A 15,934-nucleotide genomic window follows, 5' to 3' on the forward strand; every position below is an offset into this window, starting at 1 on the left:
GAACCTGCATGTCGCCGGAAACACGTCCAGTTTTCTACAGTGAAAGCGGTCGGCGCGTCTGGCTAACTAACAGCGCGTTGATAGTAATATCATGTCTCGCAGCGTTGGGATTGATCACGCTTATCTACGGAATGCTCGTTGCGCCAAATCTGCCTGTATTGCAAACGCCGAAGCAGATGGCGACTCCGGAGACTGCCATCATCGCTCGTCGGGTTGTCACGACGGATCCGATTAACCCAGCCTTAAATCGCCAGGTTCCTGCCACCGCGGTGCAGACCCTTCGGCTGGCCTACATGGCTTCCAACGCCAACACGTTTGCAGCGCTCAAACAGAGCACCGCCGAGCTCGACGGCATCGTTCCGGACTGGCTGGAGTTGCAGCAGAAGGGCGGGCAGATCCGCATCCAGGTCGATGTCAAAAGTTCGGAGGTCGGACAATGGATCAAGGCGAACGCGCCGCATTTGCAGGTCTATCCCCTCATCAACAGCGGCCTGACGCGGCACGAAACGAACCTGGCCTTCGCGCTCAGCACCGCGCGCGACAGGGTCATCTCTGAGATCACAGCCTATCTGGACCAAACCGGGTTCGCGGGGATCACCTTGCAAGTCCCTGACGCGACGCCCTTCAACGATCGCATCGTCCTCCACTTCGTCCGCGAACTAAGGGACCGGCTCGCGGAGAAGCATCGCAAGCTGATCGTCATGACGAGCCTCACCGACGGTCCGGCGCGCATCGGTGAGTTCAGCAAGGCGGCCGACTACGTTCTCGTGACGACCCACAACAACGTTCAGCGCGAACGGGCCGCCCCGATCGTCCCACAGGGGTGGATCGAGTCGCAACTCGCCGGCCTCTTTGCTCGGGTCAATCCAGACCGGACCATTCTTAGCGTCGGCTCGTTCGGGATCGACTGGGATTCGTTCGGCCGGATGAAGCAGGTTTCTGTACCGGCCGCCTGGACTACCATGCAAAACGGGGGCGCCTCGCTCACCTTTGACCAAGGCTCGCTCAACGGAACCTTTCGCTATCACGACGCAAAGGGATTCCCACACGAAGTCTGGCTGCTCGACGCGGTCTCCGGCTTCAACCAGCTCCGGGCTGCCCTGGCCTACAAGCCCGCGGGCATTGCACTCTGGTCGCTCGGCTACGAAGATGCGGGCATTTGGTCGATGTTGGGTCGCACGAAGCTCCCGGACGCGGAGGCGCTTCGAAGCCTTGACGTGCTGCAACCTGGTCGAGACTTTTTCTCGAGCCTCAAGGCCACACTAGTCTCGGCGGTTCCTGGTGGTCCGGGGCGACGCACGCTGGTCTACAACGAGCGCCTCGGGCTCATCGTCGGCCAGTCGGTCGAGCAAGCTCCGAGCCAAGCGCAGGTGGCTACGTCCTATCCAATCTCGCAGAAACTTGTCGCACTGACTTTTGATGACGGACCCGACCCGAATTACACCGGCAAGATCCTGGATATCCTTCGCGAGAAAGGTGCGAGGGCGACCTTCTACGTCATTGGCCGCAATGCCGTGCAGTCGCCAGGATTCCTGAAACGGATCTACGACGAGGGGCACGACATCGGGAACCACACCTTCTCACACGCGCGCCTCATGGAGAGCGGCCGGGAGCGGATCACCGTTGAGCTCAACATGGCCCAGCGCGTGATCGAGGCGCAGACGGGGGTGCGGACAACTCTGTTCAGGCCACCGGAGGCTTACACGAGCTTGTCCTTCCTCGATACGTCACCGCTACTTGCCGAGGTTTCGACTGAGCTAGGCTACCAGATCGGCGCCCTCGACGCGGATTCCTACGACTGGGCGGCGCCCGCGTTCACCGGCGTAAAAAAGGAGCATGTGATCAACCTCGTGGTGAGTACGGTCGAGAGCGGCCGGGGCCAGATCGTTCTCATGCACGATGCCGGCGGCAACCGGCAACTGACGATCGACGCCCTACCGGACATCATCGACCAGCTTCATGCCAAAGGCTTCCGGTTCGTAACGACGCATGAACTCGTGGGTAAGCCGCGCGACGCGGTGATGCCGCCGACGCGGGTAGCGAGTTTCACGGAATTCCTTAGCACTGAAGCCTGGCGCCTCGGCTCGCAGTCGGCGTCGTGGACAGCCGAAGCCCTGCCGACCATCGCGATCGCGACCTCCGTGCTCGCGATCGTCCGCCTGACGCTGATCATCATCGGCGCGACTGCGCATCGCCTGAGAGGTGGCCACCCAGTCCCGGCGGTGGGCTGGCAGCCACGCGGGATCGCCGTGCTGGTCCCGGCCTATAACGAGGAGATCGTCATCATGAAGACGATCCAGACGCTCCTCACCTCCACGATCGCGGAGCGGATCGAGATCCTCGTCATCGACGACGGATCGACCGACGCGACGGCGTCGCTGGTCCGCGAAGCCTACGCTGGAAATTCGGCGGTGCAGGTCCACAGCAAGGTGAACGGCGGCAAGGCCGCGGCCCTCAACTACGGATTGCAGAAGACCTCGGCCGAGATCGTTATTGCCATCGACGGCGACACAGTCCTGCTACATGACGCGATCGAGCTTCTGGCGCGCCATTTCGCGGATCCACAAGTCGGCGCAGTCGCAGGGACCGTCTTGGTCGGCAACCGCAAGACGCTGGTCACGCGTTTCCAAGCGCTCGAGTACACGCTGAGCCAGAACCTCGACCGCCGAGCTTTCGAGCTCATCAATGCCATCGGTGTCGTGCCCGGAGCGATCGGTGCGTGGCGGCGCGAGGCTCTACTGGAGGTCGGAGGCTACTCTTCCGATACGCTCGCGGAAGATGCCGACCTCACGGTCGCTCTCGAATTCGCGGGGTGGAAGGTCGTGTGCGAGCCCCGCGCCCGGGCCCTGACCGAGGCACCCGAACGGCTGGCCGCCTTCCTCAAGCAGCGCTTCCGCTGGATGTTCGGAACCCTGCAGGTCGCCTACAAGCACGCCCCGGCGAGCCTGCGGAAGGCGCGCGGGATCTCCTTCGTCCTCGTCCCGAACGTGCTCCTGTTCCAGTTCCTGTTTACGCTGCTCGCGCCGCTGATGGACCTGATGCTCGCCTTCACGGTGATTTCCAGCGCCGTCGACGTCCTGACCACGGGCTCTACGGAGCAGGGTAACGAGACGGTCGAACTGCTCGCGGCTTACTGGCTGGTTTTCCAGATTTTCGATCTCCTTGCCGGCTTCGCCGCGCTCCTCCTGCACGGCCCGACGACGGAGTGGCGCCTGCTGCCGCTCCTCGTTCTCCAGCGGTTCTGCTACCGCCAGCTTCTGTACGTCACCGCCATCCGAACCCTGTTGACCGCCCTGAGAGGCACCTTTGTCGGCTGGGGCAAGCTCGTCCGAACCGGAAGCGTCGATCTACCGATCGCACCGGCTCGAAGCCTTTGACACCGTTGCAAGAGGGAGCGGAGCGATGATGGAAATGAACCGGCCGACCGGACTTCCCGCTAAGCGGGCTCTACGGACGGCTCTGTGCACGATCGCTATGAGCCTCACTTCGGCGGCCTGGGCTCAGGACCTCGCCGAGGCCCAGAAACCGACCTTGGCGCCGAAGGTCGAGCGGCTGACGAGCGTGGAGATCAACCGCCCCGCTTCCTACGCCATCGGCGACAAGCTTAAGATCACCGTCTTCGAGCAGTTGCTGCCTGATCTGCGAGGCGGCGAGGGGCGTCGCGACATCGTCGCCTCGGCGGTCGAGCGGCCCGAACTGTCGGGCGAGTACATTGTCCAAGAGGACGGTAACATCTATGTGCCTTTCGCGGGCTCGATCGCCGTCGCCGGAACGACGTTCCAAGATCTCGATCACGCGCTTTCGAGCGCGCTGAGCAGCAAGCTCAACGGGTCCGTGCGGGTCGGCATCCAGTTGGCGGAGCGGGAGCCCGTCTACGTTCTGGGACCCGTTGCGAGGCCCGGCCCCTACAAATTCATTCCGGGCATGAGCGTGCTACACGCTCTGGCGCTCGCCGGGGCGGTCGAGACCGCGCCGCAGGATCAATGGCGTCTCCTCGACACGGCGCGGGAAAGGGAGCGCCTGCTCAAGTCGAGCGAGCGGCTGACCCGCTCCCTCGCCCGGGTCGCGGTCCTCGTTGCGGAGCGCGATGGCACCAAGCCCGCGACAAAGCGCTTGTTCGAGCTGGTCGGCACCGCCTCCGGCAAGGCGCGCCTTGCCGAGGCCGACACGTTCCGACAAGTGGAGCGGTCGAAGCGCAAGAAACAGGAGGCCGCGATTGAGGCTGCCATTCAATCCTATGACGCCGAACTGACGATCCAGCGCAGCAAACTGACCCAGGTCGAGTCGAATATCGGCAACAGAAGCCTGAGGATGGACCATCTCGGCAAGCTTCGTGAGCGCGGGGCAACGACCGATGCTACGTTCTATACAAGCGTCACCGAACTTGGCGATGCCAAAGAGCGGTTGCAGGATGCGAAGGCCGGGATCGCGCAGACGGAGCACCGCATCTCCGACCTCCTGCACGACCAGCTCCGCATCGCGGTCGAGGGGGAGGTCGAACGCGAGCGAGAAATTCGCGAGTTGCAGAGCGTGGTTGACGAGGAAGAGCTGACACGAGCGGCCGTAACCACCGCACTCGCTCAGCTTCCAGGCATCCTGGAGAGCCAGGCCGCCAATCGTAAGGAGATGACTCTCACGATCCTTCACCGGACGCAGCTGGGCTTGAAGCGGCGGCCGGCACAGGAGGATTCGTCCCTCGAGCCCGGCGACGTCCTGCAGATCACGCCTGCCCAGGCTGCACGGATCGCCTCCCAATGAGGCTTCTGAGCGTCTCCATAGCCGCCTTGGTGATGACTGCCGGGGCGGCGGCGGCCGTAACCGGGGAGCGGCCGGTCCAGCTCGGTGCCTACTACGCCACTTGGGCCGCGCGGGCGGAATCGACCTCGGGGATCGACGACCGCCTGGCTGGGATCCCTGAGGGCGTGACCGAGATCTTCCTCGCGTTCATGCGTCCGGACGCGACTTATGCCGGCGGTCTCGATCTAGCGGGCACCGGCCTGCAGGTGCCGTATTCCGGGCCAGTTCTGAAAGCGTCGCTGAAGGCGCTTCGGGCGCGGATCCCAGGTATCCGGATTCTGGTGTCGATCGGGGGCGAGAAATTCGCGAATTGGAACCGCTTCGATCCACGGGCGGCCCGCCGCCTCGTCGAGGATTTCGATCTCGACGGTGTCGATCTCGACTTCGAGCCCGCTGATCCGAGGTGCGGAGAGCGCTCCGGCCAGATGTCCTGCGACAGCGATGCGCTCCTGCTTGAGGTCGTCGAGGCGGCGCGCGCAACCCTGCCGCGCCCGATCGCAATCTGGCTCACGGCGACGAACACCGGCGCCTACGGCGAGGGCCCCTGGAGCGAGGCGCCCCCGATCGGTGGTCCAACCTACGGGGCATTCCTGCCGCTGCTGCGCGATGCGAAACGACGGGCGCTCATTGATGGCCTCAGCCTCATGGCCTACGACGCCGGGCCGACATTTCGACCGCTCGACGCCTACGCGGCCTACCGAAGCCGGTTCGAGGGCCCGATCCTGATCGGGCTCACCTCGCCGCCAGAAGCCTGGGGTGGACACGCCTACACCGTGCCGGAGGCCGTCGAGACCGTACGAGCCGCGATACCCAAGGGCGCGAACGGGGCGATGGTCTGGGCGATTGGCAAGGAGAACCCATCCAACCCGGGCCCAGATCGACCGGGCCCAGACGCGTTGATCTCCGCCCTCATCCACGCCATTGAGCAGATGGGCCCGAATTAGGGTTGCTAAGCTGACGCTGAATGCACCCTCTCTCTTTACGAGCTTGGCAGTTCAGCCTTCGACCGCGTAAAATTCGAAGCAGGATGTGGACGACGAAGACGACTCGCATGCTTCGAATGGATCGGCCGCCGCCCCAGGCCGCACCAGTCGCGTAATCCGCGCCGTGTCCACGCGCGTCAGGGGCGGTTATGACGCGCGATTTGGCCCCTTTCTCAAGTCTTCGGACGTGCTCGCTGGAACCGCAAGGCGCGTCGAGGTCAGGCATGGAAACCGCCTGCGAGGGGGATCCGCAGGCGGTTTCCATGCTTGCGATGCCTATGAGCGCAACGCCGTCGCTCGCATGCCTCACGATGGCGCGGGAATGCGCGTCTGTCCGCGTTCAGACGCATCACACCAAGGCGTCGGCGGCGCCCCCGGAGTCGAAACCACCGGCTCTCGGCTCGACATATGCCGGCTCGGCGAGACCGCTCTGGCGATCGCAGGAGCGATGCCTTTACTATCGAAGAACCGTCGATCAGATCTACCGAATAGATCTTGATCTGGCCTGCTGCCTCGCAATGCAGCCCGGCTGAATTCCAGCTACAGAAATCTAATCCATAATCAAACCCATCATATGTTTGTTAAACCACCCGTCTGAAATCGCAGGTAAATTGATACGCATAAAAACGCGAACGTTAAATTAATACTTTGATATCAGAAATATATCGACTTTCAGGCGGAGGTTATCGTCCGTGACGTCACCTTGAAGGGGGATTGATCGAACCTGAAACAGGACAGGTGACCTTTCATGAGGAAACAATCGAGGGCGATCCTGCGCCCTGTTAAAAAACCCGACATGTCTTGATCAAGGTGCCGCAAGCTTTAATCAGGACTTTAAGCCTATCGAGCTCGCCGCCGAAGTCGGACGGCCAAGCTGTTCCTGGCGCGCACGATGGTTTGACATCGGCAATGCGGGGAAGGGAAACATCCAACAGCTGCGACGGACGGTGTACGCTTCCGCACAACATGAGCACCGAAGATTTAGACGCGATTGTGCTTTCGACGACTCCCGAGTTGGGCAGAGTATTATCTGGAGCGCAGGCAACAAATCTGTTGAATCAGCGCTGGTGGAATGTCTGTATAGTATTTTTCGATGTGAATGCAGAAAGCATTCAAACCGATCGGTCGGGTGAAATAGTCTCAAGAAAAATCGAGAATTGAATTCTGCTAAACATAGATTGTTGCATGGCAGCATGAACAAATCGAATTGATTTAACATTTGCTGAAGAGAAGACGATCAATCGCCACGTATTGTTCCGCTCGCCGCCACATCGTCTATCAACGCTGGGCTGGCCGTCCGCGTCTGTGCGCATCTGGCTGGCTGCTGCCCGCTGAGCATGCGAGGAGGACCTTCCATGAGCGCTAAGCGAAGGCGCCTCGTTGGCTTGCGGCTGCGCTGTGACGGGCCTCGTCGCAAGCGACGATGATGCCGCTCTGACCCTCCTCATCCTCTGACGCGCATCGGACGGCCTCCGGATCCTGCCGGCTGCGCGACACCCTGCCGACATGCGGTGAAAGGACGTGCCGACATGGACTTCTATTCCGTCAATGGTTCGGGCAACAACTTGGCTCAACCCGATCTCAATGCGGCCGGCAGCGATTTCGCCCGGCTTGGCGAGGCGCATTTCGCGGACGGGATCTCGTCCCTTGTTGATGGGCCGAACCCCCGATCGATCAGCAACATCGTCGTCGGCCAGGGCGACCCGACGATCCCGAACCCGGACGGCCTTTCAGGCATGCTCTACGCCTGGGGCCAGTTCATCGACCATGATCTAGACCTCAGCCGCAACGATGGGGTCACGCATATTGACGTCGCGATCCCGTCCGGCGACGCCTACTTCCCAGCCGGCAGCCTGATCCCGATCACCCGCGCCGTTGTTGATCCCGCGACCGGGGCCGGCACCGGCGTGCCGGCGATCGCGCAGAACTCTGTCACCGGCTGGCTCGACGCCTCGATGGTCTACGGCTCGGACGCCGCCACCGCCGCGAGCCTGCGGCTCCCGGACGGCCATCTCGCGACCTCCTCCGGCGACAACCTGCCGATCGTGAACGGCGCCTTCCTGGCGGGTGATGTTCGCGCCACCGAGAACCCGTCCTTGACGTCGCTCCAGACGCTCTTCCTGCGCGAGCACAATTTCCAGGTCGATCGGCTGCATGCGGCCGATCCGGGACTCGACGGAGAGGCCCTCTACCAGCAGGCACGGGCGATCGTGACGGCGGAAATCCAGCACATCACCTACGACGAGTTCCTGCCCCACCTCCTCGGAGCCCATGCGATCCCGTCCTATCAGGGATACGATCCGGCGACCGACCCGAGGATCAGCGTCGAGTTCGCGGGCGCGGCCTACCGGTTCGGGCACTCGATCGTCTCCGCTGAGACGGAGCGCGTCGACGAGGCCGGCAACCTGATCGGGCCGGGGCTCGAACTTCGGGACACCTTTGGGTTGACACCGGCGGCATTCGCGGCGGCATCCGGGGCTGACGGCTTCCTGCGGCACCTCGGCGACGATGCCTCGCAGACCATGGATGCCCGCATCGTCGAGGACTTGCGCAACTTCCTGGTCGATCCGCCGGTCGGTCAGGATCTGGCGAGCATCAACATTCAGCGGGGGCGCGACCTCGGGCTAGGCACCCTCAACGAGACCCGCGCGGATCTGGGCCTTGCACCCTACAAGGACTTTTCCGACATCACGGACGATCAGGCCACGGTCGCCGCGATGCGCGAAGCGTTCGGTACCGTGGACGCCGTCGACCTCTGGACCGGTGGTCTCGCCGAAAGTCACGCGCCAGGCTCCGAACTCGGGCCAACGTTCTCAGCCATCATCAGCTCGCAGTTCGAGCGCCTGCGCGACGGCGATCGCCTCTGGTACCAGAATGGTCAGTTCGATCGGCAGACGCTGAACGACATCCAGCACACGACGCTGTCGGATATCATCTTGCGGGACACCGACACCCGGTACCTCCAAGACGATGTCTTCACCTTCTACGATCGCCACGAAAGCGGTGTCGCATCCGAGGACCCAGATGCGCCGCAACTCGTAATCGGCACGAATGGCGACGCGCTCGTGGTCGGTGGACAGACGGGCGATATGCTGATCGCCGGCACTGGTCATCAGACACTCACCGGCGGAGCTGGAAGCGATCAGTTCGTCTTCACCGCGAACACGCGCGCCGTTGTCACCGACTTCCAGCCGGGACAGGACCATCTGGTTTTCCAGGGGGAAGCCGGGGTTGAGTCCGATGCGTCTGGCCGGCCGCACGCTTCAGGTCTCCATCATGGGCACCACGGGCAGGAGGGGAGCGCGGCGGAACCGATGGTATCCCAGGATCACGGGCATGTCGTCGTGACCTACGGGAGCGTTCAGGTTCAACTGTGGGGAGTATCGGTGGCTCAACTCACTCCGAACGATTACAGCTTCGCTTGACGCCAGCGTTCCTATCGGGCTGCCCGTAGGGAACGGTCCAAACCCACGCCGCCGGGGTGGTGTCTCACTGCGAGACCTCCTTGGCGTCTGCGATGACCTGGCGGGCCCTGGGAAGCGCGTCCGGGTCGGGCGGCCTGGCGCGTTTGTTGGCCAAAACGCAAAAACCCCGGACGCGGGGTCCAGGGCTTTGGAGCGAACTGCCTGCAAAGGCCGTAGAATTTTGGTAGCGAGGGAGGGATTTGAACCCCCGACACAAGGATTATGATTCCTCTGCTCTAACCAGCTGAGCTACCCCGCCACGCGCCGGGCCGTCCGCCACGCGGGCGGCCGGTCGGACGCCCGGGGTATAGGGAAACCGGCCTTCCGGTGTCAACGGTCTGCCGGCCCGCGCCCGCGGGATTTCCGGGCCTCAGAGGCGGGTGCCGAAGATTTCGGCCACCTGGGGGATGTCCTTGTCGCCGCGGCCCGAGAGGTTGAGCACCATCAGGTGGTCGGCGGGCTTGGCGGGGGCGATCTCCAGCACCTTGGCGAGGGCGTGGGCGGGCTCGAGGGCCGGGATGATGCCCTCCAGCTTCGAGCAGAGCCTGAAGGCCTCGAGGGTCTCGCCGTCGGTGGCCGACAGGTAGGTGACGCGCCCCGCCTCGTGCAGCCAGGCGTGCTCGGGGCCGATGCCCGGATAGTCGAGGCCCGCCGAGATCGAGTGCGCGTCGGCGATCTGGCCGTCCGCGTCCTGCAGCAGGTAGGTGCGGTTGCCGTGCAGCACCCCCGGCTTGCCGCCGGTCAGCGAGGCCGCGTGCAGGCCCGAGGCGACCCCGTGGCCGGCGGCCTCGACCCCGTAGATCTCGACCTCGCGGTCGTCGAGGAAGGGGTGGAACAGCCCCATGGCGTTCGAGCCGCCGCCGATGCAGGCGATGAGCGAGTCGGGCAGGCGCCCCTCCTGCGCCAGCATCTGCTCGCGGGTCTCGCGGCCGATCACCGACTGGAAGTCGCGCACCATCGCCGGATAGGGATGCGGCCCCGCCACCGTGCCGATGCAGTAGAAGGTGTCCGCCACGTTCGTGACCCAGTCGCGCAGGGCCTCGTTCATGGCGTCCTTGAGGGTCCTGGTGCCGGATTCGACCGGGATCACCTCGGCGCCGAGCATCTTCATGCGGAACACGTTCGGGGCCTGCCGGGCCACGTCGACGGCGCCCATGTAGACCACGCATTGCAGGCCGAAGCGGGCGCAGAGCGTCGCGGTGGCGACGCCGTGCTGGCCCGCCCCCGTCTCGGCGATGATCCGCGGCTTGCCCATGCGGCGGGCGAGCAGGATCTGGCCCAGCACGTTGTTCACCTTGTGCGAACCCGTGTGGTTCAGCTCCTCGCGCTTGAAGTAGAGCTTGGCCCCGCGGCCCGCGGGCGCACCCGCCCGCATGTGCTCGGTCAGGCGCTCGGCGTAGTAGAGCGGGCTCGGGCGGCCGATATAGTGGGTGCCGTAGGACACCATCTCGGCCTGGAACGACGGATCGGCCTTGGCGGCCTCGTAGGCCGCCTCGAGGTCGAGGATCAGCGGCATCAGGGTCTCGGCCACGAAGCGACCGCCGAAGATGCCGAAGCGGCCGCGCTCGTCGGGGCCGGTGCGGAACGAGTTCGGGGTGGGGGCGAGGGTCACGCAATCACGTCCTTCTGGCGAGGGGCGGCGCCCGCCCGGGAGCGCGCCCCGGAGCGGAGGGCCCCCGGATGGGCAAGGCCCCCGGATGGCAAGGTTCACGGGCCCCAAGGTTCACCCGGTATGTGAGGTTCCCCCGGTGGGTCAGGGTTCCCCGATGGGCAATCCGTGCCCCGGGGGGCAGTCCGTGCCCCGGGGGCTTTGCCAGAGGCTCTAAACCCGCGGGGGGCGCCACCACAATGCGGCAGGCGCGACGTTTCGCGAAATCGTCGCCCGGCCTCCCGGGGATCTGCCGCCCGGGCGCGCCGCTCATCCGGCCCCGCGCACGGCCTCCACGAAGGCGGCGATGCGGACCGGGTCCTTCTCGCCCGGCCGCAGCTCGACCCCGGAGGAGACGTCGACGGCCCGCAGCCCGGTGCGGCGCAGGGCCTCCGCCACGGTCCCGGGCGAGAGCCCCCCCGACAGCATCGTGCCCGCCGGCAGGTCCGCGCCGGCGAGCAGGTCCCAGTCGAAGGCGCGCCCGTTGCCGCCGGGCAGGTCCGCCCCGGGGGGCGCCTTGGCGTCGAGGAGGAGGCGGTCGGCGACGCGCGCGTAGGCCGGGACCGCCGCGAGGTCGGCCCGCGCCGCGACGCCGAGGGCCTTCATCACCGGCCTGCGCGCCAGGGCCCGGATCGCCGCCACCCGCTCCGGGCTCTCGCCCCCGTGGAGCTGGATCAGGTCCGGGTCGATCGCCGCGACGGCGGCCTCCACCAGGGCATCGTCCGGATCGACCAAGAGCACGACGCGCTCGGCCCGGCCGCGGGCCAGGGCGGCGAGCGCCCCGGCCCGGGCGAGGCCGAGATGGCGCGGGCTGCGGGCGAAATGCACGAGGCCGATCCAGTCCGCGCCGGCCGAGAGCGCGGCCTCGAGGGTGGCCTCGGTGCTGAGGCCGCAGATCTTGACGCGGGCGGGAACGGTCGCGGGAGCCATCATGCGGGGCTTATAGCCGATTCCGCCGCGCCCCGCGTCCGCGGGCCCGCCGGGGCCGGGCCCCGCGCCGCGCAGGTCTTCCGGCGTTCGGCGGTTCTGTCGTCTGGGCGTTGATGTCTCCCTGCGCCCGGGCCGGAGGCCCGAACAAGGGGCCGGCCGAGAGCCCGGCCAAGGGCCCGGCCAAGAGCCCGAACAAGAGCCCGACCAAGGGCCCGGCCGGGAGGCCCGCTCTAGCGCGGGGCCGGCAGGGCGGTGCGGTTGCCCGCCAGGGTGCCGTAGGAGGAGGCCTGCGTCTCGGGGGCGTAGGTCTTGAGGCGGGCGGTCTCGCCCTCGAGGCGGCGGATCTCGCGGCGGCGCTCGCGGGCCTTGCGGCGGGTCTCGCCCTGGCCGAGCCAGGCGCCGATGCCGCCGACCACGACGCCGAGGGCCACGGCCACGAACAGGACCGCGTAGAGCGGCAGGGTCAGGCTGAAGACGGGGGCTTCCGGCGAGAACGGATCGAAGGACAGGCGCACGGCGTCGCGGTTCGCCACGGCCAGCAGCACCACCAGGATGGCGATGGGCAGCAGGACCAGACCCTTGAGGAAGCGGATCATCGATCTCTCCGGTTAGTTCGACGCGGCGGCATGGCTCTCGCCGATGCCGGCCGCGTTGAGGCGCTGGCGCATCTCCTTGCCCGTCTTGAACACCGGGATGGCCTTCTCGGAGACGGCAACGGCCGCGCCCGTGCGCGGGTTGCGTCCCCGCCGCGCATCGCGGCGCTTGACCGAGAAGGCGCCGAAGCCCCGGAGCTCCACCCGGTCGCCGCGCGCGAGGGCGTCCGCGATCGTGTCGAGGATCGCGTTCACCAGGGTCTCGACGTCGCGCTGGTAGAGGTGGGGGTTCTGCTCGGCGATCTTCAGCACAAGCTCTGACTTGATCATGCGGTCTTCTCGAACATTCCGTGTGTGGGGGCCGGGCGCCGGAATTCGGGAGCTCTGCGGGAGCGCGTCGGCGCGCCTCAGGGGGCCGCGTCGGTGGGGCTCGGGCGCCACAGGGCGAGCAGGCCGCCCCGCGCGATCTCGCCCGTCTCGGTGCCGAGGATGCGCAGGCTGGCGCCGAGTCCGTCGAGGCCGAGGAGGTCCGCCCCGAGGCCGAGGGCCGACCAGAGCCTGAAGTTGCTGTCGCTCGTCGGCTTCCAGTCGCGCACGGGCAGGTTCTTGCCCACCTTGCGCTCGTTCTCGAGCCAGGCGATGGCCTGGCGCTCGCTGCCGAGCTCGTCGACGAGGCGGAGCGGCACGCTCTGGCGGCCGCTGAAGACGCGCCCGTCCGCCACCGCGGCGAGCTGCGTCTCGTCCATCCCGCGCCGGTCGGCCACGAGGCCCTTGAACCAGCCGTAGGTGTCGCCGACGACGGCCGCCAGGGCGGCGCGCGCCTCCGGCGAGGTCGGGGTGAAGCCCGAGGGCTCGGCCTTGAGGGGCGAGGATTTCACGGACTCGACCTTGACCCCGACCTTGTCGAGGAGGCCCGAGACGTCCGGGTACTGGAACAGGACGCCGATCGAGCCGACCAGGGAGGTCTCGCGCGCCACGATGTGGTCGGCCGCGATCGCCGTGATGTAGGCGCCCGAGGCCGCCGTGCCGTCCACGAAGGCCACGATCGGCTTCTTCTCGGCGAGCGTGCGCAGGTTGCGGAACAGCTCCTCCGAGCCCGTGGTGGTGCCGCCCGGGGAGTTGATCGAGACGACGACCCCCTGCACGGCGGCGGAATCGCCGACGCGCTTCATCAGCTTGGCGGTGGATTCGCTGCCCGCGATGAAGCCCCCGATGGAGATGCGGGCGATCTGCGGCTGCACGGCGCCGAAGAGCGGCCCCTCGGTGCCGGCGCGGATCCGGAAGCCCACGGCGCCCGCCGCCACGACGAGGCCGCCGATGCCCAGCACCCGCCACAGGGAGAGCTTGCGGCGCAGGCGGCGTCGATCGATCAGAAGTTCGGCGTCAGCGGCCATGCGATGGTTCACTCCCTCGCGCTCCGGCTGGATGCCGGATCCTGTTCTCGCCTGCGATCACGGGCGCCCGTCCGCCTCCGGCGGCCGGCCCGCGAGCCCTCGTGTCCTACATCCCGGTCCCACATCCCGGCCAAGTCTGCACCCACGCCCGGGTGCAGACCAAGTCATTGGTTTGCTTACGGACTCGCGGATGCCCGGGGGCTCTCCCGCGAGCCGTGTTCTAGCCCCGCCGGAGGCGGACCGGCAAGGGGGGACTCGGCGGCCGCGGCCCGGGATCGGCGACAAACCCGCAAACGACGAGGCCCGCGCGGGGGATCCCCCGCGCGGGCCTCGTCTCGTCCGTCCTGAAGACCCCGCCCGGCTCGGTGCCGGGCGGGGGGGGCGGTCAGGTCTACTTGTCGTCGCTGGTGCGGGCCTTCTTGAAGGCCGCGCCCAGGATGTCGCCGAGGGAGGCGCCCGAATCGGCGGAGCCGAACTGGGCCATCGCCTCCTTCTCCTCGGCCACTTCCAGCGCCTTGATGGAGAGCTGGACGCGGCGCGCCTTGCGGTCGAACTGGACCACGCGGGCGTCGAACTTCTCGCCGGCCGCGAAGCGCTCCGGACGCTGGTCGCCGCGGTCGCGGGCGAGCTCGGCGCGGCGGATGAAGGTCGAGAGGTCGGTATCGACGATCTTCACCTCGATGCCCGAATCCTTGACCTCGGTCACCTCGCAGGTGACGATCTGGCCCTTCTTGATCTCGCCGGCCTCCGCGAAGGGGTCGCCGCCGAGCTGCTTGATGCCGAGCGAGATGCGCTCCTTCTCGACGTCGACGTCGAGAACCTGGGCGCGCAGCATGTCGCCCTTCTTGAACTCCTCGATGACCTGCTCGCCCGGACGGTTCCAGTCGAGGTCCGACAGGTGCACCATGCCGTCGACGTCGCCGTCGAGGCCGATGAACAGGCCGAACTCGGTCTTGTTCTTGACCTCGCCCTCGACCTCGGAGCCGACCGGGTGCTGCTCGGCGAAGGCCTCCCAGGGGTTCTGGAGGGTCTGCTTGAGGCCGAGCGAGATGCGGCGCTTGACCGGATCGACCTCGAGGATCTGCACCTCGACCTCCTGCGAGGTGGAGACGATCTTGCCCGGGTGGACGTTCTTCTTCGTCCAGGACATCTCGGAGACGTGGATCAGGCCCTCGATCCCCGGCTCCAGCTCCACGAAGGCGCCGTAATCGGTGATGTTGGTGACACGGCCCTTGAGCTTGGCGTCGACCGGGTAGCGCTGGGCGATGCCCTCCCACGGATCGGCCAGCAGCTGCTTGATGCCGAGCGAGATGCGGTGCGTCTCGTGGTTGATCTTGATGATCTTGACCTTGACCGTCTGGCCGATGGTCACGACCTCGGACGGATGGTTCACGCGGCGCCACGCCATGTCGGTGACGTGGAGCAGGCCGTCGATGCCGCCGAGGTCGACGAAGGCGCCGTACTCGGTGATGTTCTTGACGACGCCGTCGATGACCTGACCCTCTTCGAGGTTGGCCACGAGCTCGGAGCGCTGCTCGGCGCGGCTCTCCTCGAGGACGGTGCGGCGCGACACCACGATGTTGCCGCGGCGGCGATCCATCTTGAGGATCTGGAAGGGCTGCGGCGTGCCCAGCAGCGGCGTGACGTCGCGGACCGGGCGGATGTCGACCTGGCTGCGCGGCAGGAAGGCCACGGCGCCGTCGAGGTCGACGGTGTAGCCGCCCTTGACCTGGTTGAAGATCGTGCCGGTGACGCGCTCGTTGGCCTCGAAGGCCTTCTCGAGCTTGACCCAGCTCTCCTCGCGGCGCGCCTTGTCGCGCGAGATCACGGCCTCGCCGAGCGCGTTCTCGATGCGGTCGACATAGACCTCGACCTCGTCGCCGACGGCGAGTTCGCCCTCGCGGCCGGGGCCGTTGAATTCCTTGAGGGCGACGCGTCCCTCGGTCTTGGCGCCGATATCGATGACGGCGACGTCCTTCTCGATCGCGACGACGCGACCCTTGACGACGGAGCCTTCGGTGATCTCGTGGCTGAGGAAGCTCTCCTCGAGCAGCGCCGCGAAATCCTCGCGGCTCGGTGCGCGCTGCACAGCGGTACCAGCAGTCATTCTGTCTCCTGAACGGCC

Annotated in this window: 10 protein-coding genes and 1 tRNA gene; 4 read left to right on the plus strand and 7 right to left on the minus strand. The window is 66.4% G+C overall.

Translation table 11 applies throughout. The annotated features are described in order from the left end of the window. Positions 1–110: 110 nt before the first annotated feature. From F6X51_RS12895 to F6X51_RS12910, 4 genes are all read left to right on the plus strand, one after another. Positions 111–3,377 carry a polysaccharide deacetylase family protein gene (locus tag F6X51_RS12895; RefSeq protein ID WP_191970105.1) on the plus strand — a complete coding sequence of 1,089 codons (3,267 nt, stop codon included), beginning with the start codon at positions 111–113 and terminating at the stop codon, positions 3,375–3,377. A gap of 97 nt (positions 3,378–3,474) precedes the next feature. Then, on the plus strand, positions 3,475–4,758 hold the full coding sequence (locus F6X51_RS12900; protein ID WP_191970106.1) for a polysaccharide biosynthesis/export family protein: 1,284 nt from the start codon (positions 3,475–3,477) through the stop codon (positions 4,756–4,758). Further along, entirely contained in the window at positions 4,755–5,741 is a 987-nt protein-coding gene (locus tag F6X51_RS12905; protein ID WP_150964065.1) for a glycoside hydrolase family 18 protein, read from the plus strand. Before F6X51_RS12900 ends, F6X51_RS12905 begins: the two co-directional genes overlap by 4 nt. 1,568 nt (positions 5,742–7,309) lie before the next feature. Next, positions 7,310–9,205, plus strand: a complete 1,896-nt coding sequence (locus F6X51_RS12910) for a peroxidase family protein (RefSeq protein ID WP_150964066.1) — start codon at positions 7,310–7,312, stop codon at positions 9,203–9,205. A gap of 221 nt (positions 9,206–9,426) precedes the next feature. On the opposite strand, the gene F6X51_RS12915 is transcribed toward F6X51_RS12910, so the two are convergent. The 7 genes from F6X51_RS12915 to rpsA form a co-directional block, all read right to left on the minus strand. Continuing rightward, positions 9,427–9,503 (minus strand) — tRNA-Met (locus F6X51_RS12915). Positions 9,504–9,614: 111 nt separating this feature from the next. Continuing rightward, a complete protein-coding gene (gene trpB / locus F6X51_RS12920) occupies positions 9,615–10,856 on the minus strand; it encodes a tryptophan synthase subunit beta (RefSeq protein ID WP_150964067.1) in 1,242 nt (413 codons plus the stop codon). Positions 10,857–11,162: 306 nt separating this feature from the next. Beyond that, entirely contained in the window at positions 11,163–11,822 is a 660-nt protein-coding gene (locus tag F6X51_RS12925) for a phosphoribosylanthranilate isomerase (protein ID WP_150964129.1), read from the minus strand. 230 nt (positions 11,823–12,052) lie between these two features. Then, on the minus strand, positions 12,053–12,418 hold the full coding sequence (locus tag F6X51_RS12930) for a lipopolysaccharide assembly protein LapA domain-containing protein (RefSeq protein WP_150964068.1): 366 nt from the start codon (positions 12,416–12,418) through the stop codon (positions 12,053–12,055). A 12-nt stretch (positions 12,419–12,430) separates the two neighbouring features. Continuing rightward, positions 12,431–12,790 carry an integration host factor subunit beta gene (gene ihfB / locus F6X51_RS12935; protein ID WP_281407641.1) on the minus strand — a complete coding sequence of 120 codons (360 nt, stop codon included), beginning with the start codon at positions 12,788–12,790 and terminating at the stop codon, positions 12,431–12,433. Between the two features lie 32 nt (positions 12,791–12,822). Next, positions 12,823–13,809 carry a signal peptide peptidase SppA gene (sppA, locus tag F6X51_RS12940; protein ID WP_150964070.1) on the minus strand — a complete coding sequence of 329 codons (987 nt, stop codon included), beginning with the start codon at positions 13,807–13,809 and terminating at the stop codon, positions 12,823–12,825. A 391-nt stretch (positions 13,810–14,200) separates the two neighbouring features. After that, positions 14,201–15,916: a 30S ribosomal protein S1 gene (rpsA, locus tag F6X51_RS12945; RefSeq protein WP_150964071.1), complete on the minus strand. Its 1,716-nt coding sequence runs from the start codon at positions 15,914–15,916 to the stop codon at positions 14,201–14,203. Positions 15,917–15,934 lie beyond the last annotated feature (18 nt).

Origin of the sequence: Methylobacterium planeticum (assembly GCF_008806345.1) — a bacterium.
GTDB lineage: Bacteria > Pseudomonadota > Alphaproteobacteria > Rhizobiales > Beijerinckiaceae > Methylobacterium > Methylobacterium planeticum.